This window comes from Pseudomonas sp. 22072 (genome assembly GCF_052046095.1).
Taxonomy (GTDB): Bacteria; Pseudomonadota; Gammaproteobacteria; order Pseudomonadales; family Pseudomonadaceae; genus Aquipseudomonas; species Aquipseudomonas paracarnis.
Map to the genome: position 1 here is coordinate 40,694 of NZ_JBQEQE010000024.1, position 23,190 is coordinate 63,883.

22 protein-coding genes are annotated in these 23,190 nt (G+C 60.8%); 10 read left to right on the forward strand and 12 right to left on the reverse strand.

Going from position 1 to position 23,190, the window contains the following annotated elements:
* The first annotated feature begins 59 nt into the window (after positions 1–59).
* Complete coding sequence (locus ACTJLA_RS21450; RefSeq protein WP_034129071.1) at positions 60–1,238, forward strand: NAD(P)/FAD-dependent oxidoreductase; 1,179 nt, start codon at positions 60–62, stop codon at positions 1,236–1,238.
* 207 nt (positions 1,239–1,445) lie between these two features.
* Positions 1,446–3,629 (forward strand): YccS family putative transporter, encoded by a 2,184-nt coding sequence (gene yccS, locus ACTJLA_RS21455; protein WP_314549026.1) that lies wholly within the window; start codon positions 1,446–1,448, stop codon positions 3,627–3,629.
* Positions 3,630–3,735: 106 nt separating this feature from the next.
* On the opposite strand, the gene ACTJLA_RS21460 is transcribed toward yccS, so the two are convergent.
* Complete coding sequence (locus tag ACTJLA_RS21460; protein ID WP_314549024.1) at positions 3,736–4,473, reverse strand: substrate-binding periplasmic protein; 738 nt, start codon at positions 4,471–4,473, stop codon at positions 3,736–3,738.
* A gap of 197 nt (positions 4,474–4,670) precedes the next feature.
* On the opposite strand from ACTJLA_RS21460, the gene ACTJLA_RS21465 reads away from it, so the two are divergent.
* Positions 4,671–5,123 carry a GNAT family N-acetyltransferase gene (locus tag ACTJLA_RS21465; RefSeq protein WP_054898182.1) on the forward strand — a complete coding sequence of 151 codons (453 nt, stop codon included), beginning with the start codon at positions 4,671–4,673 and terminating at the stop codon, positions 5,121–5,123.
* A gap of 89 nt (positions 5,124–5,212) precedes the next feature.
* Here ACTJLA_RS21465 and ACTJLA_RS21470 read toward each other — a convergent pair whose 3' ends face one another.
* Genes ACTJLA_RS21470 through ACTJLA_RS21480 form a run of 3 tightly spaced genes read right to left on the reverse strand, consistent with a single transcriptional unit; the run spans position 5,213 to position 8,175 of the window.
* On the reverse strand, positions 5,213–5,509 hold the full coding sequence (locus ACTJLA_RS21470) for a winged helix-turn-helix domain-containing protein (RefSeq protein WP_014720272.1): 297 nt from the start codon (positions 5,507–5,509) through the stop codon (positions 5,213–5,215).
* A gap of 17 nt (positions 5,510–5,526) precedes the next feature.
* Positions 5,527–6,027, reverse strand: coding sequence for a M48 metallopeptidase family protein (locus tag ACTJLA_RS21475; RefSeq protein ID WP_034128904.1), 501 nt, complete (start codon positions 6,025–6,027; stop codon positions 5,527–5,529).
* Positions 6,028–6,069: 42 nt separating this feature from the next.
* Entirely contained in the window at positions 6,070–8,175 is a 2,106-nt protein-coding gene (locus ACTJLA_RS21480) for a putative bifunctional diguanylate cyclase/phosphodiesterase (protein ID WP_197900345.1), read from the reverse strand.
* Positions 8,176–8,487: 312 nt separating this feature from the next.
* Between ACTJLA_RS21480 and ACTJLA_RS21485 the strand changes: the two genes are divergently transcribed.
* A complete protein-coding gene (locus ACTJLA_RS21485; protein ID WP_003194947.1) occupies positions 8,488–9,153 on the forward strand; it encodes a polysaccharide lyase family 7 protein in 666 nt (221 codons plus the stop codon).
* 307 nt (positions 9,154–9,460) lie between these two features.
* Here the strand turns inward: ACTJLA_RS21485 and fba are convergent, their stop codons facing one another.
* From fba to tkt, 6 genes are all read right to left on the reverse strand, one after another.
* The gene (gene fba / locus ACTJLA_RS21490) at positions 9,461–10,525 is read right to left on the reverse strand and encodes a class II fructose-bisphosphate aldolase (RefSeq protein ID WP_003177554.1); all 1,065 of its coding nucleotides are present in this window, start codon (positions 10,523–10,525) and stop codon (positions 9,461–9,463) included.
* A 124-nt stretch (positions 10,526–10,649) separates the two neighbouring features.
* Positions 10,650–10,982: an MliC family protein gene (locus tag ACTJLA_RS21495; RefSeq protein ID WP_054898180.1), complete on the reverse strand. Its 333-nt coding sequence runs from the start codon at positions 10,980–10,982 to the stop codon at positions 10,650–10,652.
* 60 nt (positions 10,983–11,042) lie between these two features.
* The gene (locus ACTJLA_RS21500; RefSeq protein WP_003194953.1) at positions 11,043–11,270 is read right to left on the reverse strand and encodes a hypothetical protein; all 228 of its coding nucleotides are present in this window, start codon (positions 11,268–11,270) and stop codon (positions 11,043–11,045) included.
* 31 nt (positions 11,271–11,301) lie between these two features.
* Positions 11,302–12,465, reverse strand: coding sequence for a phosphoglycerate kinase (locus ACTJLA_RS21505; protein WP_003194956.1), 1,164 nt, complete (start codon positions 12,463–12,465; stop codon positions 11,302–11,304).
* Positions 12,466–12,482: 17 nt separating this feature from the next.
* Positions 12,483–13,538: an erythrose-4-phosphate dehydrogenase gene (epd, locus tag ACTJLA_RS21510; protein WP_003194958.1), complete on the reverse strand. Its 1,056-nt coding sequence runs from the start codon at positions 13,536–13,538 to the stop codon at positions 12,483–12,485.
* Between the two features lie 126 nt (positions 13,539–13,664).
* Positions 13,665–15,662, reverse strand: a complete 1,998-nt coding sequence (gene tkt, locus ACTJLA_RS21515; protein ID WP_034128906.1) for a transketolase — start codon at positions 15,660–15,662, stop codon at positions 13,665–13,667.
* 259 nt (positions 15,663–15,921) lie between these two features.
* On the opposite strand from tkt, the gene ACTJLA_RS21520 reads away from it, so the two are divergent.
* The 5 genes from ACTJLA_RS21520 to ACTJLA_RS21540 all read left to right on the forward strand — a co-directional run bounded on the left by ACTJLA_RS21520 (position 15,922) and on the right by ACTJLA_RS21540 (position 20,883).
* Complete coding sequence (locus ACTJLA_RS21520) at positions 15,922–16,917, forward strand: ArsR/SmtB family transcription factor (RefSeq protein ID WP_054899040.1); 996 nt, start codon at positions 15,922–15,924, stop codon at positions 16,915–16,917.
* Between the two features lie 19 nt (positions 16,918–16,936).
* Complete coding sequence (gene metK, locus ACTJLA_RS21525) at positions 16,937–18,127, forward strand: methionine adenosyltransferase (protein WP_003194964.1); 1,191 nt, start codon at positions 16,937–16,939, stop codon at positions 18,125–18,127.
* Between the two features lie 212 nt (positions 18,128–18,339).
* Complete coding sequence (locus ACTJLA_RS21530; RefSeq protein ID WP_057976504.1) at positions 18,340–18,690, forward strand: DUF1090 family protein; 351 nt, start codon at positions 18,340–18,342, stop codon at positions 18,688–18,690.
* A 95-nt stretch (positions 18,691–18,785) separates the two neighbouring features.
* On the forward strand, positions 18,786–20,450 hold the full coding sequence (ligB, locus tag ACTJLA_RS21535) for an NAD-dependent DNA ligase LigB (RefSeq protein WP_440842086.1): 1,665 nt from the start codon (positions 18,786–18,788) through the stop codon (positions 20,448–20,450).
* 37 nt (positions 20,451–20,487) lie between these two features.
* On the forward strand, positions 20,488–20,883 hold the full coding sequence (locus ACTJLA_RS21540; protein WP_440842087.1) for a DUF1090 domain-containing protein: 396 nt from the start codon (positions 20,488–20,490) through the stop codon (positions 20,881–20,883).
* Between the two features lie 6 nt (positions 20,884–20,889).
* On the opposite strand, the gene ACTJLA_RS21545 is transcribed toward ACTJLA_RS21540, so the two are convergent.
* Positions 20,890–21,339 (reverse strand): c-type cytochrome, encoded by a 450-nt coding sequence (locus tag ACTJLA_RS21545; protein ID WP_034128909.1) that lies wholly within the window; start codon positions 21,337–21,339, stop codon positions 20,890–20,892.
* A 128-nt stretch (positions 21,340–21,467) separates the two neighbouring features.
* On the opposite strand from ACTJLA_RS21545, the gene mltA reads away from it, so the two are divergent.
* Positions 21,468–22,661 (forward strand): murein transglycosylase A, encoded by a 1,194-nt coding sequence (gene mltA, locus ACTJLA_RS21550; protein WP_057976500.1) that lies wholly within the window; start codon positions 21,468–21,470, stop codon positions 22,659–22,661.
* A 124-nt stretch (positions 22,662–22,785) separates the two neighbouring features.
* Here the strand turns inward: mltA and ACTJLA_RS21555 are convergent, their stop codons facing one another.
* Complete coding sequence (locus ACTJLA_RS21555) at positions 22,786–23,172, reverse strand: MAPEG family protein (RefSeq protein WP_034128911.1); 387 nt, start codon at positions 23,170–23,172, stop codon at positions 22,786–22,788.
* Between the last annotated feature and the right edge of the window lie 18 nt (positions 23,173–23,190).

A 23,190-nucleotide genomic window follows, 5' to 3' on the forward strand; every position in this document is an offset into this window, starting at 1 on the left:
GNGCCAGCTCCCACAGTGTTGATTGCATTTCAAATCAATAGTTTTGTGAGGACATGGCTGTGCGCTCGACCGAAGTTGTGATCATTGGCGCCGGCGCCGCAGGCTTGATGTGCGCGCTGACCGCCGCCGGGCGTGGGCGCAAGGTGATGTTGATCGACCACGCCAACAAGGCCGGCAAGAAAATCCTGATGTCCGGTGGCGGCCGCTGCAACTTCACCAACATGTACACCGAGCCGGCCAACTTCCTCTCGCACAACGCGCACTTCTGCAAATCCGCCCTGGCCCGCTATACCCAGTGGGACTTCATCGGGTTGGTGGCCAAGCACGGCGTGCCATACCACGAGAAGAAACTCGGCCAGCTGTTCTGCGACAACAAGTCCAGCGACATCCTCGGCATGCTGCTCGACGAGTGCATCCAGACCGGCGTGAGCCTGCACCTGGACACCTCCATCGAGGCAATCGCCAAGCTCGAAAGCGGCTATCAACTGCAAACCACCCTGGGTGAGCTGCGCTGTGAATCCCTGGTGATCGCCACTGGCGGCTTGTCAATCCCGACGCTGGGCGCCACCGGTTTCGGCTACCAAGTGGCCAGGCAATTCGGCCATGAACTGCTGCCGACCCGCGCCGGGCTGGTGCCGTTCACCATCACCGACCAGCTCAAGGAGCTGTGCGGCGAGTTGTCCGGCACCTCGGTCGACTGCCTGGTGAGCTGCAACGGCCAGAGCTTTCGCGAGAATATCCTGTTCACCCATCGCGGCCTGAGCGGGCCGGCGATTTTGCAGATTTCCTCGTATTGGCACTCCGGCGACACGGTAGAAATCAACCTGCTGCCCGACCACGACGCCCATGCCTGGCTGCAACAGCAACAGGCCGAACACCCCAACAGCGAATTGAAAACCCTGTTGGGTGAGATCTTCACCAAGAAGATGGCCAACCTGCTGGCCCAAAGCTGGTTCGAATCCAAGCCTATGAAGCAGTACACCCACGCTGAAATTGCCGATATCGCGCAAAAGCTGGGGAGCTGGCAACTGGTACCGGCCGGCACCGAGGGTTATCGCACGGCCGAGGTAACATTGGGCGGGGTGGATACGCGGGAAGTGTCCTCCAAGACCATGGAATCGCTGAAAAGCCCCGGCCTGTACTTTATCGGCGAAGTGCTGGACGTGACCGGCCACCTGGGCGGGTTCAACTTCCAGTGGGCGTGGGCCTCGGGCTACGCGGCCGCGCAATACGCCTGACGTGCACCTTGAGATGCAATCCCCTGTGGGAGCTGGCTTGCCTGCGATAGCGGCAGTGAATCCCACATCGTTATCGCAGGCATGCCCGCTCCCACATTGGTTTTGCAGTGATACTGAAAATTTTGCTGTCCGATGTGATCGCTACGCTTGCCGTGGCGTCATTACTGGCTCAATTTAGCGACAACGTCCCGGAAGACTCCAGACTTCATGTCATCGACCTCGTTCAAGCAGTCCATGCGGCGCCTGTGGGCGCTGGATAAATTCAGCTACAGCGTACGGGTGTTCATCGCCCTCACCGGCAGCATGGCGTTGTGTTGGTACCAGGATGAAATGACGCTGCTGATCCCGCTCTTCCTGGGGATTATCGCCAGCGCCCTGGCCGAGACCGATGACAGCTGGCAAGGCCGCCTCAACGCGCTGGCGGTGACACTGGTGTGTTTCAGCATTGCCGCGCTGTCGGTGGAGCTGCTGTTCCCTTACCCCTGGATATTTGCCATCGCCCTGGCCCTGGCCAGTTTCGGCCTGACCATGCTCGGCGCACTGGGCGAACGCTATGGCGCGATTGCTTCGGCCACCTTGATTCTGTCGGTATACACCATGATCGGCGTGGACCAGCGCGGTGGCGCCGTCACGGATTTCTGGCATGAGCCGCTGCTGCTGGTGGCCGGTGCCGCCTGGTACGGTGTGTTGTCCGTACTGTGGCAGGCGCTGTTTTCCAACCAGCCGGTACAGCAGAGCCTGGCGCGATTGTTCCGCGAGCTGGGGCGCTACCTCAAGCTCAAGTCATCGTTGTTCGAACCGATCCGGCAGCTGGACGTGGAAGCGCGGCGCCTGGAATTAGCCCAGCAAAATGGCCGGGTAGTGGCTGCGCTGAATGCCGCGAAGGAAATCATCCTGCACCGCGTCGGCAATGGGCGACCGGGCTCGAAGGTCAGCCGCTACCTGAAACTGTACTTCCTGGCCCAGGACATCCACGAGCGCGCCAGTTCCTCCCACTACCCCTACAACGCCCTCACTGAAGCCTTCTTCCATAGCGATGTGCTGTTTCGCTGCCAGCGCTTGCTGCGCCAGCAAGGCAAGGCCTGCCAGACCCTGGCCGAGTCGATCCAACTGCGCCAACCGTTCATCTATGACGACAGTTTTGCCCAGGCCCTGGGCGACCTCAACGCGTCCCTGGAGCATCTGCGCATCCAGAGCAACCCGGCCTGGCGCGGCCTGCTGCGTTCATTGCGCGCCTTGGCGGCCAACCTGTCCACACTCGACCGCCTGCTGGGCGACGCCAGCAATCCCGATGCCCTGGCGGACGCCACCGACAGTAACCTGTTGGACCGCGCCCCGCGCAACCTCAAGGAAATGTGGACGCGCCTGCGCACCCAACTCACACCCACCTCGCTGCTGTTTCGCCATGCCCTGCGCCTGTCCCTGGCGTTGACCGTCGGCTACGCCACCCTGCACGCTATCCACGCGTCCCAGGGTTACTGGATCATCCTCACCACCCTGTTCGTCTGCCAACCGAGCTACGGCGCTACCCGGCGCAAGCTCGGCCAGCGGATTATCGGCACCGCCATCGGCCTCACCGTGGCCTGGGCGCTGTTCGATCTGTTCCCCAACCCGGTGGTGCAGTCGATGTTCGCTATCGCCGCGGGCCTGGTGTTCTTTATCAACCGCACCACCCGCTACACCCTGGCGACGGCGGCGATCACGCTGATGGTGCTGTTCTGCTTCAACCAGGTGGGTGATGGCTACGGGCTGTTCCTGCCACGCCTGTTCGATACCTTGCTCGGCAGCCTGATCGCTGGCCTGGCGGTATTCCTGTTCCTGCCGGACTGGCAAGGCCGGCGCTTGAACAAAGTGCTGGCCAACACCCTGACCTGCAACAGCATCTACCTGCGCCAGATCATGCAGCAATACGCCGCCGGCAAGAGCGACGACCTGGCTTACCGCCTGGCCCGCCGCAACGCGCACAACGCCGACGCCGCGTTGTCCACCACCCTGGCCAATATGCTGATGGAGCCGGGGCATTTTCGTAAGGAAGCCGACGTGGGTTTTCGGTTCCTGGTGCTGTCTCACACCTTGCTCAGCTATTTGTCGGGGTTGGGTGCGCACCGCGATACTCAGTTACCGGCCGACGTGCGCGAGCACTTGATCGAAGGCGCGGGCAACAGACTGGCGGCGAGTATCGATGAGATTGCTACGGGCCTGGCCAACAAACAGTCGATTGCGATCCAGAGTGATGCCGAGGAGGGGTTGGCAGCCGAGCTGGAGCAAATGCCCGATGAGATCGATGAGGCGCAGCGGTTGGTGCAGACGCAGTTGGCGTTGATCTGCCGGCAGTTAGGGCCGTTGCGTACGTTGGCGGCGCATCTGATCAAGGATACCGGTGCGGCTTAGACCGCTATCGCAGGCAAGCCAGTTCCCACATTTGACCGAGTTCCAACATAAGAATGCGGGCAAAATGTGGGAGCCCGGCTTGCCCGCGATGAGGCCCGCAAGCACGCTACATCCCATGCGCCTTCATCAAGCGCGCATAACTGCCATCAGCCTTCATCCTGGCAATCTCCCGATCAAAGCTGGCGACAATCTGCGCGTGCTCGGGGTTCTTCAAACTGACCAGAATGTGCAGGCTGTTCTCGCTCAACGGCTTGCCCATAAACGCCACCGCATTGCGCACCCGCGGCGACTCCCGAGCCAGGTAATAACGCGCTACGTATTCGTCCTCCAGCGTCAACCGCACACGCCGCGCAGCGAGCATGCGCACCGCCATGGCGAAGTTGTGCACGGGTACTTTCTGTAGCTGGGAGTCTTGATCGAACGCCGCCGAGTAAGCGTAACCGCGTACCACGGCGATGGTCTCATCGTGCAGTCGGGCCAGGCTGTGATAAACAATGTCATCGTCGCTGCGCTTGAGAAAGCGCACACGATTAAGCAGGTACTCAGCAGAAAACTGGCCAAACTGCGTGCGGGCCTCGTCGTACCAGGCGTTGATCAGCACATCGTAGCGCCCATCGCCCACGCCCTTGAGCGCACGGGCCCAGGGCACCTGCTCAAAGTCACTGGCGTACCCCGCACGGGCCAGGGCCGTGCTGACGATATCCGTGGCCAAACCGCCATTGATCAAGGTGGCATCGGTGAAGGGCGGCCAGCCATCCGCCACCAGACGCAGACGTTGTGCCAGCACCGGCTGGGCCAGCAGCAGCACTGCGATCAAAGCAACGGCACGAGTCAATCTCGGCATGCTCAAAGTCCTTGGCGGGCAGGCGGTGGCCTGATAACAGTAGCTCATCAATGAGCCTGCATTGCAGATTACACAAAGCAACCAGCAGCGCACGCACTCAATGATGGCAAATTGACGCCATTCACACATTTGCCAATTTTAGACAGCAGCGCCCGCCGCGCTTACTATCCAGGCACGTCTTTACAAGAGCACACATCATGACGGTTGATTGGATTTGCAAACATCACGACGACTTGGGCAAGGACCAGCTGTATGCCGTCCTGCGCTTGCGCAGCGAGGTATTCGTCGTCGAGCAGAAATGCGCGTATCAGGACATCGACGGGCAGGACCTGGCGGGTGACACCCATCACCTGATGGCCTGGCAAGATAATGAGCTATTGGCTTACCTGCGCCTGCTGGACCCGGAGTCCCAGGGCGGCGATGTGGTGATTGGTCGCGTCATCGTTTCGCCAGCGGCACGGGGCACCGGGCTGGGGCATCACATGATGGAGGAGGCGCTTGAGCGCATTGAGGATATCTGGCCGCAAACGCCGATTTTTCTCTCGGCCCAGGCACATTTGCAGGGGTATTACGGGCGGTATGGGTTTGTGGTGGCGGGTGAGGAATACCTGGAAGATGATATTCCACATATTGGTATGCGGCGCATCTGAGGGTGCCATCGCAGACAAGCCAGCTCCCACATTGGACTGTGGGAGCCCGGGCTTGCCCGCGATAGCCTCAGTCCTGCCAAAGCCGACCTTCAGGGATAGCCCAACACCTGCTTGATCGACGCCAGATTAGCCTCGATCCACCCCCGATCAATCGCCCCCCAGTCCCGAATCCGATAGCGCCCGGCATGGTGACGCGCACCGTCCTCCTGCTCGAACTCACACACAATATCCAGGTCGGCCAACGCCGCAATGGTGTCCTGGGCGGTACGCCGAGGCATGCCGGTGGCCTCGGTCAGCGCCGGGACGCTGCTGGCCAGTTGGCTGTCGATCAAGTACGCCACGTACAGGCGGCGGTAGAAGCTGCTTTTGGTCTTGCTCACATCCATGGTCAGTCGCCTTGGGGTTAGGGCTTGCCCTGCAAATCGCGCCAGGTGAGGTACACACGCAGGTCGAATTCCACCTGATGGTAGCCCGGCATCATGTATTGGCAGAGTTTATAGAACGCCTTGTTGTGGTCCGATTCCTTGAAGTGCGCCAGCTCGTGCACCACGATCATGCGCAGAAACTCCGGGGCCGCCTCCTTGAACAGCGAAGCGATGCGGATTTCTTTCTTGGATTTGAGATTACCGCCCTGCACCCGGGAAATCGTGGTGTGCAAACCCAAGGCACGATGGGTCAGGTCCAGGCGGTTGTCGAACAGCACTTTGTCGATAGACGGCGCGTTACGCAGGTGCTCCTGCTTCAAGGCCAGGGCATAGGCGTACAGGGCCTTGTCGCTCTGCACCGCATGGCGTTCGGGGTAACGCTGGTCCAGGTAAGCCCCTAACTGGTCCTTGGCGATCAGCTGGCGCACTTGCTCCTGGAGCGCGGCGGGGTATGCCTGGAGGTATTTCAACGCGGTCATGGGCTCTGCAACGCAATTGGGACGGGCGCCAGTGTAGCGAATTCAAAGCGCGCGAGGGTACGACCAGCCGGCAACGTCCTCGGCCATCAACGGCAGCGCAGCCCACGGCCCCTGGATATGGGCGCAGCCATTGGCCTTGAGCCACTGGGTTTGCTCAAGGGTCTCCACGCCTTCGGCGATCACCAGCACACCAAAATGCTCACACAGTTGGATGATGCTGCGCGCCATCGCCGCATCCCGCACCGAGCCAGGCAGGCGCGCCACCAGTTGAGGGTCGAGCTTGAGGGTGTCGAACGCCAAGTCGCGCAAATGGGCCAGGGAGCACTGGCCGCAGCCAAAATCGTCCAGGGCAATCCGCACCCCTATCCGGCGCAGTAACTGGAGTTGCTTGGTGGACTCGGCGAGATTGCTCATCAAGCAGTCTTCGCCGATTTCCACCTCCAGTTGTCGCGCCTGTAACCCATGTCGCTCCAGCATCTGCTGCAGTTGGTTGGCCAGGTTGGGCATGTTGAACTGGCTGCTGCTCAGGCTCACGCTCAACACCAGTTCGGGGTCGAAGGTGGCTTGCCAGGCCTGGCGCTGGGCTGCGACTTGCTGGTAGATCCAGGCACTCAACTGGTTGATCAACCGCGCCTCTTCCAGCAGTGGCAAGAACAGGCCCGGCGGCACATCGCCGACGCTGGGATGCTGCCAGCGCAACAGCGCTTCGACGCCGCGCAAACGCCCGTCTTCCAGACAGACCTGAGGCTGGTACACCAAGGTGAAATCCTTGTTGGCGATGGCGGTACGTACACTGTCTTCCAGCATCAACCGCGAGCGGGCGCGGCCGTTCATTTCCTGGTCGTAGTAACGATACTGCTGACGGCCGGCGCGCTTGGCTTCGTACATGGCAATGTCCGCGGCCCGTAGCAGGCCGCTCAAGTCCGAGCCGCAATCCGGGAACGTCGCGATGCCAATACTGACCCCAAGCATCACCTCCAGACCATCGACCTGCTGGCACACCGATACCCGCTCGATGAGCTTTTCCGCGATCTTCGCGGCCTGCTCGGGAAACTCCAGCTCCAGCAACGCGGTGAATTCATCCCCACCCATGCGCCCGAGAATGTCGTAGGAACGCAGGCATGCTTGCATCTGCTCCGAAACCCAACGCAGCACGCGATCCCCGGCGTCATGGCCCAACGTATCGTTGACCCGCTTGAAGCCATCCAGGTCCAGGTACAGCAATACCAGCGCCTGCTCGCTACGTTCGCTGCGCAGCAACGTATTCTCCATCGCCTGATGGAAACCGCGCCGGTTCAGCAGCCCGGTCAGCGGGTCGGTCACGGCCTGGAATTCCAGTTGCTGATGCAGGTGACGCACTTCAGACATGTCCAGCACCGTCACCACCATTGCCTTCTGCTCCGCAGGCAAAGGCGCGCAGGACAACGCTACCGGCACTTGCTGGCCCCGACCGGTGCGCAAAATGGCATCGTGTTGGCGCCACGTCTCGCCCCGGCGATATGCCTCGTACATGGGAAAGCCCAACCAGGCTGGCACATGGGGCTTTTGCAGGAAACTGAGGAAACTTTCGCCCTGCAACTCAGCCATCGTTGCATTCAACAGCCGGGAAATGGCCGGGTTGGCATACTCGATCACACTGTTTTCGCTCACCACCAGAATGCCCTCGGCGGCGTTATCCAGCACCGAGGCATTAAAAGCGCGGGCCAATTCCAGGTCATGGCTCAGGCGCTGCAAGGCACGGCGATTGCGCTGGTGCTCGAGCAAGGCCTGCACCTTGGGCTTGAGGATGTGCGGGTCAAAGGGCTTGAACAGGTAGTCGATCGCACCACTGGCGTAGCCTTCCAGCACCGCGTCGGGCGAATGGGCGGTGGCCGTCAGAAAGATAATCGGCGTCATGCGCGTACGCTGGCTGCCACGCATCAGGCGCGCCACCTCGAAACCGTCCATGCCCGGCATGCGCACGTCCAGCAGCACCAGGTCGACCTCGTGGGCCAGCAGTAACTCCAAGGCTTCCAGGCCAGACGCGGCGGTTATCACCCGCCAGTCGTCACGCTGCAACAGCGCACGCATGCTGACGAGGTTTTCCGGGTAGTCATCGACCACCAACAGAACCGAAATTGCATCGTCGTGTTGTGGAGCGCCATCCATGCTACGTCTCTTCCTTAGGGAGCTGCACCGGTCACTTTTGCTACCAAGGCCGGATAAACACTGAGGGCTCACTCTAGCCGCGCGGCCAAAAAAGCAGAAGTGACGTGGGTGCCCTCATTGTGCCAAAGGCCAGGAAGCCGACTAACGGTAAGGCCCTGTAGCCCGCGGTTCACGGGCGACATGGCTTTTTGACATTTAGCTGACGCCAATAAATTGCCAGCAATTGTTTAACAATCTCACCAGCACGGCCTATAAAGAACCTGGAAGGCCCTTTGGGCCAATGCCTACACCCTCTGTAAAAAGGCCAACACCATGATCGACCTTTCCACCTGGAACCTGAGCATTCCGGTCGGCTCCCCACCCACGACCATTGAAACGCCAAGGCTGCTGAGCGGCTTCAACGATCAATACTTCCAGGCCGAAGGCAGCGACGTGCAGTTCTGGACACCTGTGACGGGCTCGCGCACCGAAAACGCCATCTACCCACGCAGCGAACTGCGCGAAACCTACGCCGACGGCCGCCTGCGTAACTGGACCTACCCCGAGGCCGACAACTTCCTGCGCGCCACCCTCACCGTCAACCAGGTGCCCTCCTCCGGCAAGATCGTGATCGGCCAGATCCATGCCTACGACAGCCAGAAACCGCTGATCAAGCTGGAGTACCAATTCAAGGAGAAAACCCAGACCGGCAACATCGTCGCCAAAGTGCGCATGCGCCCGGACGAGGCCGAAAGCCAGGTGATCATCGTCGCCTCCAATGTGCCACTGCAGAAGAGCTTCACCTACGTGATCAACCTCAACAAAGCCGGGCTGCTGAGCGTGTATGCCGCTGACAGTGAGTGGAATGAACGGATTGGCGCGGCATGGGGCGACAAGCCGTTGTACTTCAAGGCGGGGGTGTATGTGCAGGACAATACGGGCGACACCAATGAGGGTGCGCGGGTGACGTTTGCGAAATTGGATATTGATCACGAGTGAATCGTCCCGTGAGACACAGGATTTTTCCCAGATAAACCCAAAGTCTTAAACACACCGTTGCACCCTGTGGGAGCCGGGCTTGCCCGCGATGGCGGCGNCCAATATCCTCGGCGCCTGACACACTGCCATCGCGGGCAAGCCCGGCTCCCACATTGACCGTGCGTCGGCTAAAGGTCCGGTGTGGGTGCTACAGCACCGTTGCGACAAGCCAAAGAACGCCGTGGTTTCGGCGCTTCATCTGCAAGTTGATTAAATGGTGTCCATAAAAAAGCCCGCATCGCTGCGGGCTTTTATTAACACTTGAGGCTTAGTTCACCTTAGCGTTCAACTCACCTTTCAAATACCGCTGGTACATCGCTTCCAACGAGATCGGCTTGATCTTCGAAGCATTACCCGCAGTACCAAAGGCTTCATAACGCGCAATACACACATCACGCATCGCCGTCACAGTGGCGCCGAAGAATTTACGTGGGTCGAACTCGCTCGGGTTGGTGGCCATCAGGCGACGCATCGCACCGGTGGATGCCAGGCGCAGGTCGGTGTCGATGTTGACCTTGCGCACGCCGTACTTGATGCCTTCGACAATTTCTTCAACCGGTACGCCGTAGGTTTCTTTGATGTCGCCGCCGTACTGGTTGATGATCGCCAGCCACTCTTGCGGTACCGAGGAAGAACCGTGCATCACCAGGTGGGTGTTGGGGATGCGCTTGTGGATTTCCTTGATGCGGTCGATGGCCAACACGTCGCCGGTAGGTGGCTTGGTGAACTTGTAGGCGCCGTGGCTGGTGCCGATGGCGATGGCCAGGGCGTCGACCTGGGTCTTCTTGACGAAATCGGCGGCTTCTTCCGGGTCGGTCAGCATCTGGCTATGGTCCAGCACGCCTTCGGCGCCGATGCCGTCTTCTTCGCCGGCCATGCCAGTTTCAAGCGAACCCAGGCAGCCCAGCTCGCCTTCAACCGAAACGCCGCAGGCGTGCGCCATGGCCACGGTTTGTTGGGTGACGCGTACGTTGTACTCGTAGTCGGTTGGGGTCTTGCCGTCTTCGCCGAGGGAACCGTCCATCATCACCGAGCTGAAGCCCAGTTGGATCGAGCGCTGGCACACGTCAGGGCTGGTGCCGTGGTCCTGGTGCATGCACACCGGGATGTGCGGGAATTCTTCGATGGCGGCGAGGATCAGGTGACGCAGGAACGGGGCGCCAGCGTATTTGCGCGCACCGGCCGAAGCCTGGACGATCACTGGGGAGTCGGTCTTGTCAGCGGCTTCCATGATGGCGCGCATCTGCTCAAGGTTGTTGACGTTAAAGGCTGGGACGCCGTAGCCGAACTCGGCTGCGTGGTCCAGCATTTGACGCATGCTGATAAGTGCCATTGTGTTGTCTCTCCCGGTCGAGGGTCGTTAATCGTGCAAGCCTGCCGTAGCGGCGGCTGCTATTCAAGTTATTGCAGATCAAGGGGTTGAGCCTTGTGCTGCTGAATCGTTATTGCTGTTGGGTTCAGTTGGCTTTGCAGCCGCGCCCAATCAAATCATCCGTCGCTACCCAGTAAACCAGGCCTTCCTCACCTTTGGTGTGAAACGCCAACTGGCCGTCGCTGTACAGCACGCCCGAAGCGGCTACCTCTTGCTTGAGACGGTAAACCTGGTCCGAACCGCCGAGGCGTACATCCACTTCGGAGCGGGCCTGGTTGGCAAAGCGCCAGTTGACCTCGGCTTTGCTGTCGCAGGTCCAGGTGGTCCATTTGTCGGCTGGCTCTGCCTTGTCGAACAGGTTCATGCTGCTGCAGCCGGCCAACAGGGCCAGGGCTGCCAGGGCGAAAACGCCTTTCATTGCCAATCCTCGCAGGGCGACCTGGGGCCACCGTTGCTATCGGTTAGTGGATCAGACCCGTCATGGGCAACCCTGTTCCTGACCGTTGGGCGCGGAGTCGTATTTCTCCAGCCGTTCGTTGCCGATGCGCTTGTTGATCACCGGCATGGTCTCGGCTTGCCAGTCAGCCTGGTAACAGCTTTTTCTCAACGGTGCCTTGGCGTTATCCGCCTCCGGCGCCGCGCTGGGTGTGCTGCCGCAGCCGGCCAACAGGCCCGCTGCGATCACCAGTGCCAACGACTTGATCATGGGAACGCTCCTTTTCCTGATCACGCGAGCCTTAACCTTTGGCTCGGGTTTCCAGCACTTCCACGGCTGGCAACACCTTGCCCTCGACGAACTCGAGGAAAGCGCCGCCACCGGTAGAAATGTAGGAGATCTGATCAGCCACACCATATTTATCGATAGCCGCCAGGGTATCGCCACCGCCAGCGATGGAGAACGCCGAGCTTTCAGCGATCGCTTTAGCCAGCACTTTGGTGCCGTTGCCGAATTGGTCGAACTCGAATACGCCCACCGGGCCATTCCACAGGATAGTCTGGGATGCCTTGAGCAGCTCGGCGAAGTTGGCTGCCGTTTGCGGGCCGATGTCCAGGATCATGTCGTCGTCGGCCACGTCAGCGATAAGCTTGACGGTCGCCGCGGCGCTTTCCGCGAATTCCTTGGCAACCACCACGTCCACCGGCAACGGCACGCTGACCTTGGCGGCGATGGCGCGGGCGGTGTCGAGCAGGTCTGGCTCGTACAGGGACTTGCCCACCGGGTGGCCGGCAGCGGCCAGGAAGGTATTGGCAATGCCGCCGCCGACGATCAGTTGGTTGCAGATCTGGCTCAGGCTGTTGAGCACGTCCAGCTTGGTGGACACTTTGGAGCCGGCCACGATAGCGGCCATGGGCTGGGCCGGAGCGCCCAGGGCCTTGCCCAGCGCATCCAGCTCGGCAGCCAACAACGGGCCCGCCGCGGCGACCTTGGCGAACTTGGCCACGCCGTGGGTCGAACCTTCGGCGCGGTGGGCGGTGCCGAACGCGTCCATCACAAACACGTCGCACAGGGCGGCGTATTGCTGGGCCAGTTCGTCGCTGTTCTTTTTCTCGCCCTTGTTGAAGCGCACGTTTTCGAACAACACGATATCGCCGGCTTTCACGTCCACGCCGCCCAGGTAGTCTGCGACCAATGGCACGTCACGGCCCAGGGCCTTGCTCAGGTACTCGGCGACCGGCTTGAGGCTGTTTTCGGCGGAGAACTCACCTTCGGTCGGGCGACCCAGGTGGGAGCAGACCATCACGGCCGCGCCTTTTTCCAGGGCCAGCTTGATGGTCGGCAGCGAGGCCAGGATTCGCGCATCGCTGGTGACAACACCGTCCTTGACGGGGACGTTGAGGTCTTCGCGGATCAGTACGCGCTTACCTTGCAGATCGAGGTCGGTCATCTTCAACACGGTCATGGGTCGCAGTTCCTGAATTACTGTTGAGGTTGTTTAGAAGCGATGTGCAGATAGTGTTCGGCAACATCCAGCATGCGGTTGGCAAAGCCCCATTCGTTGTCGAACCAGGCCAGGATGTTCACCAGCCTGGGGCCGGAAACGCGGGTCTGGCTGGCATCGACAATCGCCGAATGCGGGTCATGGTTGAAATCGCAACTGGCGTGGGGCAACTCGGTGTAGGCCAACAGACCTTTGAGCGGGCCGCTGGTGGCGGCGTCGCGCAGGATTCGGTTGACCTCGGCCGCGTCAGTGTCACTGACGGTTTGCATGGTGATATCCAGGCAAGACACATTCACCGTCGGCACCCGTACGGCTTTGGCCTGGATTCGCCCGGCAAGTTCCGGCAGCAGTCGCTCGATGCCGCGCGCCAGGCCGGTGGACACCGGAATCACTGACTGAAACGCCGAACGCGTGCGGCGCAGGTCTTCGTGGTGATAGGCGTCGATGACCGGCTGGTCGTTCATCGCCGAGTGAATCGTGGTGATCGACACGTAATCCAGGCCGATCGCCTGGTCCAGCAGGCGTAACAACGGCACGCTGCAGTTGGTGGTACACGACGCGTTGGACACCAGCAGCTCATCGCCGGTCAGGCAATCCTGGTTGATGCCGTAGACGATGGTGGCGTCGACATCCGCCTCGCTGGCCATCGGCTGGGAAAACAGCACACGCGGTGCGCCGGCGTCGAGAAAACGCTGGCCATCGGCACGGGTGTGATAGACACCGGAGCATTCCAGCACCAGGTCGACGCCCAGTGCTTTCCAGTCGATGCCTTCGGGGGTGGCACTGCGCAACACTTGCACGCAGTTGCCATTGATATGCAGACAATCGCCTTCAACCCGCACTTCGCCAGGGAAGCGGCCGTGGGTGGAGTCAAAGCGTGTCAGGTATTCGATGCTGGCCATGTCGGCCAAATCATTGATCGCGACAATTTCAAACCCGGCCGCCGCCCCTCGCTCGAACAGAGCACGCAAGACGCAACGACCAATGCGGCCGTAGCCGTTGAGTGCAACTTTGTAGGGACGCGGTTGGGGCATGGGGTTCTCGCATTGTGGGCGACACAAACCACTGTAGGAGCGAGCTTGCTCGCGAAGAACCTGAGAGCGCCGCGTTAAACCAGAAACGCTGCGTTATCGTTNCCAGTAGGCCACCGCGTTAGCGCTTTAGTCTTCCAGCAACTCTTCAGCCTGACCCAGGATGTTTTCCAGGGTGAAACCGAACTCTTCGAACAACGCTGGCGCCGGCGCCGACTCACCGTAGGTGGTCATGCCGATCACACGGCCTTCCAGGCCCACGTACTTGTACCAGTAGTCGGCGTGAGCCGCCTCGATGGCGATACGCGCACTGACCTGCAACGGCAACACCGATTGCTTGTAGCCGGCGTCCTGGGCTTCGAACACGCTGGTGCACGGCATGGACACAACGCGAACGTTGCGGCCTTGCTCGGTCAGCTTGTCGTACGCCTGAACGGTCAGGCCCACTTCGGAACCGGTGGAGATCAGGATCAGCTCCGGCTCGCCGATGCAGTCCTTGAGCACATAACCGCCACGGCTGATGTCGGCGATCTGCGCGTCGGTACGCACCTGGTGCTGCAGGTTCTGACGCGAGAAGATCAGCGCCGAAGGGCCATCCTTGCGCTCGATGGCGTGCTTCCAGGCCACGGCGGATTCCACCGCATCGGCTGGGCGCCAGCAATCCAGGTTCGGCGTGGTGCGCAGGCTGGTCAGTTGCTCGACCGGCTGGTGCGTCGGGCCGTCTTCGCCCAGGCCGATGGAGTCGTGGGTGTAGACGTGGATCACGCGCTTCTTCATCAGCGCCGCCATACGTACGGCGTTACGTGCGTATTCCATGAACATCAGGAAGGTCGCGCCGTAAGGCACCAGGCCGCCGTGCAGGGACACGCCGTTCATGATGGCGCTCATGCCGAACTCGCGCACGCCGTAGTACATGTAGTTGCCGCTGGCGTCTTCGGCCGAGACACCTTTGCACCCCTTCCACAGGGTCAGGTTGGAACCGGCCAGGTCAGCAGAACCGCCGAGGAACTCAGGCAGCAACGGGCCAAAAGCGTTCAGGGTGTTCTGGCTGGCTTTACGGCTGGCGATAGTCTCGCCCTTGGCCGCGACTTCAGCGATGTAGGCCGAGGCCTTTTCCGAGAAGTCGGCAGGCAGGTCACCGGCCAGGCGGCGTACCAGCTCGTTGGCCAATTCCGGGAATTCGGCGGAGTACGCAGCGAAACGCTGGTCCCACTCGGATTCAGCCGCCAGGCCTTTTTCCTTGGCATCCCATTCGGCGTAGATGTCTGCCGGGATTTCGAACGGGCCGTGGTTCCACTTCAGTGCTTCGCGGGTCAGGGCGATTTCCGCGTCACCCAGCGGGGCGCCGTGGCAATCTTCTTTACCTTGCTTGTTCGGCGAGCCGAAACCGATGGTGGTCTTGCAGCAGATCAGGGTTGGCTGCGCGCTCTTGCGAGCGGTGTCGATGGCGATCTTGATTTCTTCCGGATCGTGGCCGTCGACGTTGCGGATCACCTGCCAGTTGTAGGCTTCGAAACGCTTTGGCGTGTCGTCGGTGAACCAGCCTTCGACTTCACCGTCGATGGAGATGCCGTTGTCATCGTAGAACGCAATCAGCTTGCCCAGGCCCAGGGTACCGGCCAGGGAAGCGACTTCGTGGGAGATGCCTTCCATCATGCAGCCATCACCCAGGAATACATAGGTGTGGTGGTCAACGATGTCGTGTCCAGGGCGGTTGAACTGCGCGCCCAGGACTTTTTCCGCCAGGGCGAAACCAACCGCATTGGCCAGGCCTTGGCCCAGGGGACCGGTGGTGGTCTCGACGCCCGGGGTGTAGCCGAATTCCGGGTGGCCCGGGGTGCGGCTGTGCAGCTGACGGAAGCTCTTGAGGTCGTCGATGGTGACATCGTAGCCGGTCAGGTGCAGCAGCGAATAAATCAGCATCGAGCCGTGGCCGTTGGACAGCACGAAGCGGTCACGGTCGGCGAACGACGGGTTGCTCGGGTTGTGTTTCAGGTAGTCACGCCAAAGTACCTCGGCGATATCCGCCATGCCCATCGGGGCACCGGGATGGCCGCTGTTGGCTTTTTGCACGGCATCCATGCTGAGGGCACGAATGGCGTTGGCACGCTCACGACGGCTGGGCATCGCTGATCTCCTGGAGTTTGCTGAAAAGAAACGGAAAAAAGGACCGGCATTTTCCCTCAGCCACCGCCTGCGGGCAATGACAGATAGTCACTTGAGGGCGTTTTTCCTGTGCTTTGGGCATCAATCCCTTGCAGAAACCTTTAACCGGTTCGTCTTAAGGTTATAGCGACGGCTTATAACCGCCACTTATCGTTCAATATCAAAACTTTTTGATATTGGCCTTGCGAGGATCTACACCCGTCACTAGACTGCTGGCCTTATGAACCTACCCGTGCCCTCCCTGCGTCCTGACGACGGCGATGAACTGGCTGCCTTGTGCAAGGCCGCTGGCGATCCGTTGCGCTTGAACGTACTGCGCGCACTGGCCAACGATTCTTTCGGAGTACTGGAGCTGGCGCAGATCTTCGCCATCGGCCAGTCCGGCATGAGCCACCATTTGAAGGTGCTGGCCCAGGCCGACCTGGTGGCCACCCGTCGCGAAGGCAATGCGATTTTCTACCGGCGTGCACTGCCCCATACCGAACTGCTTGGCGGCAAATTACACGCTGCCCTGCTCGAAGAAGTGGATAACTTGTGCCTGCCCGGCGATGTGCAATCGCGCATCGGCCAGGTGCACGGACAACGCGCCGCCGCCAGCCAGGATTTTTTCTCACGGGTGGCCGACAAGTTTCGCGCCCAGCAGGATCTGATCGCCGGCTTGGCCCAGTACCGCGAAAGCGTACTGGCGCTGCTGGACAAGCTGAGCTTCAGTGAAGAGGCCACGGCCTTGGAAGTCGGCCCTGGCGACGGCGGTTTCCTGCCCGAACTGGCGCGTCGCTTCGAGCAGGTCACCGCGCTGGATAACAGCCCGGCGATGCTTGAACTGGCGCGCCAACTCTGTGAGCGCGAAGCCTTGGGCAATGTGCGCCTGCAGTTGGCCGACGCCCTGAGTGACACCGGCCTGCGAGCCGATTGCGTGGTGCTGAACATGGTCTTGCACCATTTCGCCGCCCCGGCAGAAGCTCTCAAGCAAATGGCCGGGTTGCTGCACCCCGGCGGTAGCCTGCTGGTTACGGATTTATGCAGCCACAACCAGAATTGGGCCAAGGAGGCCTGCGGTGATCTCTGGCTAGGTTTTGAACAGGACGATCTGGCCCGTTGGGCCACCGCTGCGGGACTCGTTCCCGGGGAAAGCCTCTATGTAGGTTTACGTAATGGTTTCCAGATTCAGGTCCGCCATTTTCAGCGACCGGCTGGCGACACTCACCATCGGTAAATATCAGGAAAACATCGAGATGAGCGAATACTCCCTTTTCACCTCCGAGTCCGTGTCTGAAGGGCATCCGGACAAAATCGCCGACCAGATTTCTGACGCGGTGCTGGACGCTATCATCGCTGAAGACAAGTTCGCCCGTGTGGCGTGCGAGACGCTGGTGAAAACGGGCGTGGCGATCATCGCCGGCGAAGTTACCACCACTGCCTGGGTCGACCTGGAGCAGATCGTGCGTGACGTGATCACCGACATTGGCTACAACAGCTCCGACGTCGGCTTTGACGGCGCAACCTGCGGTGTGATGAACATCATCGGCAAGCAGTCCCCGGACATCAACCAGGGCGTTGACCGGGCCAAGCCTGAAGACCAGGGCGCCGGCGACCAGGGCCTGATGTTCGGCTACGCCAGCAACGAAACCGACGTACTGATGCCCGCGCCGATCACCTTCTCGCACCAGTTGGTACAACGCCAGGCCGAGGCGCGTAAATCCGGCGTACTGCCATGGCTGCGCCCTGACGCCAAGTCCCAGGTGACCTGCCGCTACGAAGGCGGCAAAGTCGTGGGCATCGACGCCGTCGTACTGTCGACCCAGCACAACCCGGATGTGTCCTACGCCGACCTGCGTGAAGGCGTGATGGAGCTGATCGTCAAGCATGTGTTGCCTGCCGAACTGCTGACCAAGGACACCCAGTTCCACATCAACCCGACCGGCCAGTTCATCATCGGTGGCCCCGTGGGCGACTGCGGCCTGACCGGCCGCAAGATCATCGTCGACAGCTACGGCGGCATGGCCCGTCACGGCGGTGGTGCATTCTCCGGCAAGGACCCTTCCAAGGTTGACCGCTCTGCGGCTTACGCCGGTCGTTATGTGGCCAAGAACATCGTGGCTGCCGGCCTGGCCGAGCGCTGCGAAATCCAGGTTTCCTACGCCATTGGCGTGGCCCAGCCTACGTCGATCTCGCTGAACACCTTCGGCACCGGCAAGATCAGCGATGACAAGATCGTCAAGCTGGTGCGTGAGATCTTCGACCTGCGCCCTTACGCAATCACCACCATGCTCGACCTGCTGCACCCGATGTACCAGGAAACCGCAGCCTACGGCCACTTCGGCCGCACCCCTGCGCAGAAGACTGTGGGTGATGACACCTTCAGCACCTTCACTTGGGAAAAAACCGACCGCGCCAACGACCTGCGTACCGCCGCCGGCCTGTAATCGTTCGCGGTAAAGAGAGCCCCGCCAGGTCTGCCTGGCGGGGCTTTTTGTTGCCTGCAGGGCCTCTTCGGGCTTTTTTGGATCCAAGGCTTGCAGGCAAAATGATGGCCCACTAGAATCCGCGCCCTCTCGGGCCCTTCACCTTATTTGGATATTGCACTGCGCCCGCCCGGGATGGATAAGCGCGCAGGCAATCGAACATTGAGGTTTTCATGCGCATTTCCACGCTCGCCCCTGCCGCCCTTCTGCTCAGCCTGTTCACCCTGTCGGCCCAGGCCGCTGACCTGAACGCTTTGAGCGGCGCCCTGAGCGCCCAGCTCGGTGGCGGCAATGCCGGCGACTGCCAGCAGCAACCCAAAGACCTGCAAGCCAAGATCGACGCGGCCAATGCCAAGAACGATCTGCTGAAAGTGCGGGCGTATGAGACGGCGTTGGAGCAGGTCAACAAAGCTTGCAACAAACTCGCCGACAGCCAGGCAAAAGTCGACGCCAAGCAGCAGAAGCAGCAGGCCAAGGCTGAAAACAATGATGCTGTGAAGGCCTTGGGCGGCCTGTTCAAGTAAACAGAAACACCCGGTAAAAAGCCCCGCTCGGTCGGGGCTTTTTTGTGGGCGCGCGGATCACTTAGGCTGGCCCCCCTTTTCGAGCAAGGATGCTCATGATGCACGTATTACTGGCTGTTCTCATAAGCGCCGTACCCGCCTGGGCCTGGGCCGAAACCTGCCCCGATGACGTTCACTCACAGCTGGAAACCCTGTCCAGGCAAATCCAGCAGTGGGACGACAGCTACCATCGACAGGGCCAAGCCCTGATCAGCGATGAGCTCTACGACCAGGCCCGCAGACGCCTGGCGCATTGGCAGGAATGCACCCGCGAGCAGACACCCAAGCCTGATAACCCGCTGGCCAGTGCGCGCGGTACCTTACCTCACCCGGCCGCACACACTGGCCTGCAAAAGCTGCCGAGCGAGCCGGCCGTCAGTGACTGGCTCAGCACTCGACAGGATGTCTGGGTCCAACCCAAGGTCGATGGCGTTGCGGTGACACTGGTGTATCGCCAGGGCCGCTTGCATCAGCTCATCAGTCGGGGCGACGGCCTGCTTGGCCACGATTGGTCAGCCTCCGCCGTCAAGATCCCCGGCATTGTCCAACAGTTGCCCGACGCCGTTGATGTGGTGCTGCAAGGCGAACTCTATTGGCGCCTCAACCACCATGTGCAATCGCTCAAGGGCGGGCTCAATGCACGCAGCAAAGTGGCTGGCCTGATGAACCGTCGTCGGTTGAGCGATGCCGAGGCTGCCGGGATCGGCCTGTTCGTCTGGGCGTGGCCAGACGGCCCGACGGACTTCACCGAACACCTTGCCACCTTGGCGCGCTGGGGCTTCACCGATAGCCAACAGTACAGCCAACCCGTCAGCACCATCAGCGAAGCTGCGCATTGGCGCACGCATTGGTACAACGCGCCATTACCCTTCGCCAGCGACGGCGTGGTGCTGCACCAGGCTGCGCGAGCGCCCGCCGAGCGCTGGCAAGCCAGTGCGCCCTACTGGTCGGTTGCCTGGAAGTACCCGGCTATCAAGGCACTGGCCCTGGTGCGCAAGGTCGAGTTCAGGGTGGGACGTACCGGGCGTATTACACCTATCCTCGAATTGGAGCCCGTACGGCTGGATGATCGGCAGATCAGCCGAGTGAGCGTCGGCTCCCTGAAACGCTGGCAAGCCCTGGATATCCGCCCCGGCGATCACGTGTCGATCAGCCTGGCGGGCCAGGTCATACCGCGACTGGACGAGGTGATCCTGCGCAACGAGACACGCGTGGACGTGCAGGTACCCAACGCTCAAGATTTCCACGCCTTGAGCTGCTGGCAACTGGACCCTGGCTGCGAAGACCAACTGCTCGCCCGCCTCACCTGGCTGAGCGGTAAACACGGCCTGGCCTTGCCCCACATGGGGCGCGAAACCTGGAACGTATTGATCCAGGCCGGTCTAATCGCAGGCTTTCTCGATTGGTTGACACTTGATGCGGCCGAGCTTGCTACCATTGAGGGCTTAGGCGAGCGTACCCGTGCGCGGGTGCTCGACAGTATTCAAAGCGCCCGGCAACGCCCTTTTTCACTATGGTTCAAGGCCTTGGGCGTGCCGCCGGCGGCGCGCAACAACCTGGAAGGAGACTGGCAGACGCTGGTCGCCAAAGACACTCAAGCCTGGCTGGCCTCAGATGGCATCGGCCCGGGACGCGCGGCGCAACTCAGCGCTTTTTTTCGCGACCCGCAGGTACAAGCCTTGGCTGAAACATTACGCGGAGCCGGGATAGATGGGTTTTGATCCCCTTCGCCACCTGATTGCGAACTTGGAGCCTTATATGAAATTTTTCGCCCCCTTTGCCTTGCTGACCTTCGCGAGCTTCACGTCCACGCCGCTGTTGGCCGCCGAAGACGCACAACCCCTCACCGGCTGCGCCGCCAAGCGCCAGGCCATCAGCAGCCAGATCGAACAAGCCAAGGCCCACGGCAACAGCGCGCAACAGGCTGGCCTGGAAAAAGCCCTGGCCGAAGTTACCGCCCACTGCACCGATGCCGGCTTGAAGAAAGAACGTGAAAACAAGGTGCTCGACGCCAAGCACGAAGTCAGCCGCCGTCAGGCCGACCTCGACAAGGCCATGAAAAAAGGCGACCCGGACAAGATCAACAAGCGTAAGGAGAAACTGGCCGACTCGCGTAAAGAGCTGCAGGACGCAGTGGAAGAACTCGACCAGTAAAACCGATCAATGATCGCGGAACTGTTTATGGCAGGCGCTGCAGGCATCTTCAACTTTTTGCACCGCAGGTTGAAGGCTACTGGCTTTATAAGGTTGCACCTGGCTGGCGATCACCAATTCACCGGTGGCCGCCTCAAGTTCGCGGGCCAGTTGCTGGAACTGCGCCTGTTTTTGCCACACATCATCTTTGGCACTGGTGTGGTCTTCTTCGCGTACGCTCGGGAAATGTTTCCACGGTTCATGGGACAACGCATCCAGCTTGACCGCACCCTCGGCGAACTTGGCGCCATCAAATGGGATACGTCCGCGCAGCATGCCGCCCAGGTCTTCACCGGTCTTGAGCATCTGCTTGAAGATCGCCTTGCGCTGGCCCAGAGGGGAATTGGGATCAACACCGCCACAGGCAGACAAAGCCAGGCAGGCCAGCAATACAACGGTCAGTTTTTTTAACATCATCATGGCTTCAAGGTCACGGGAAACGGCGGCCAGTATCCTCGCACCGCCCACAAAGACCAATAGCCCTATTAATAATAAGGTTGCCCGGATGCAGTGAAGCGCGGGCAATCGTTTCAGGAATTGCTTGCATGAATGTCACCTTCAAACCCTGGGGCCGCCGCCTGGCTTGGGCTCTGCCATTGTTCGCGCTACTGGCCGGCTGCGATGCCGGTAAAGACACCGATAAAGAAGTTGCCCAGGAGCCAACCAAACCTCACGCCGTTGCCACCTATGTGAGCGCACCGTGGGAAGCCCTGCCGAGCGTTTCCGACAGCGACTTGCTCGCCGGGTTTGAATCCTGGCGCAGCGCGTGCCAGCGCCTCAAGGCCGACCCGATCTGGGGCCCGACCTGCGCGACAGCGGCCAGCGTACCGGGCGATGCCGTAGCGGTTCGTAGCTTTCTCAAGGAACACCTGGATGTCTTCGGCCTGCGTTCGGCCAACAACACGCCAAACGGCTTGATCACGGGTTATTACGAGCCGGTGTACCCCGGCAGCCTGACCAAGACCGCCACCGCCCACGTGCCGGTATACGGCGTGCCGGACGACCTGATTGTCGTCAACCTCGACAGCATCTATCCGGAGCTCAAGGGCAAGCGCCTGCGCGGGCGCCTGGAAGGCCGTGTGCTCAAGCCGTATGACGACGCCAGCACTCTCAACAGCCAAGGCTCCACCGCCAAGCCGATCGCCTGGCTGACCGACCCGATGGACCTGCAGTTCCTGCAAATCCAGGGCTCGGGGCGTATTCAACTGGCCGGCGGGCGTCAACTGCGTGTGGGTTACGGCGACCAGAACGGCTACCCGTACCGCCCTATTGGCCGTTGGCTGGTGGAACAAGGCGAACTGAAAAAAGAAGACGTGACCATGGGCGCCATCAGCGCCTGGGCCAAGGCCCACCCGCAGCGCATTCCAGAACTGCTGGCGAGCAACCCCAGCTACGTATTCTTCAGTGCCCGCCCCGACAGCAACGAAGGCCCACGCGGTTCGCTGAACGTGCCATTGACCGCCGGCTACAGTGTGGCAGTGGATCGCAAGGTGATTCCGCTGGGCAGCCTGTTGTGGTTGTCGACCACCAAACCAGACGGCACGCCACTGGCACGCCCTGTCGCCGCGCAGGATACCGGCGGCGCAATCACCGGAGAAGTACGCGCAGATCTGTTCTGGGGCACAGGCAATGCCGCAGGCGAGTTGGCGGGGAATATGAAACAGCAAGGGCAGATCTGGATGCTGTGGCCCAAAGGCGCAGCGTTGCCCCAGGTGCCGGATGCGCCTGCCGGAACCTGACAATCGCTGGCGCTTTTTGTAGGAGCGAGCTTGCTCGCGAAAAACGCACAGGCGCCGCGCTTACTCAGGAAGCACGCGTTATCGTTGACGTTCTTCGCGAGCAAGCTCGTTCCTACAACACCCCTTACATCGAAACGAAGAAGAAACTCGCAATCAACGCCATACCCACGGCCCACACCAGCGAACGCAAGATCGCCCAGTCCGCCAGGTAGCAAATGATGTACAGCAGGCGGCTGGTGATAAACAGCACTGCCAGCACGTTGATCGTCACCAGTTCGGCGTTGCCGGCCAGGTGCGCAATGATGACTGCAGCGGCAAACGCCGGGGTCACTTCGAAACTGTTGAGTTGCGCGCTATGAGCACGCTTGGCGACGCCTTCCAGGCTATCGAGGAAGGCACGCGGGTCGTGGTTATCCCGTGGCCCGAACTTGCCTGTGCTGAATTTGGCCACACCGGTGCAAATGTACGGCAGAAAGATTGCGATCAATACACACCATAAAGCGACTGTCATCACCGATTCCTTTTAGTT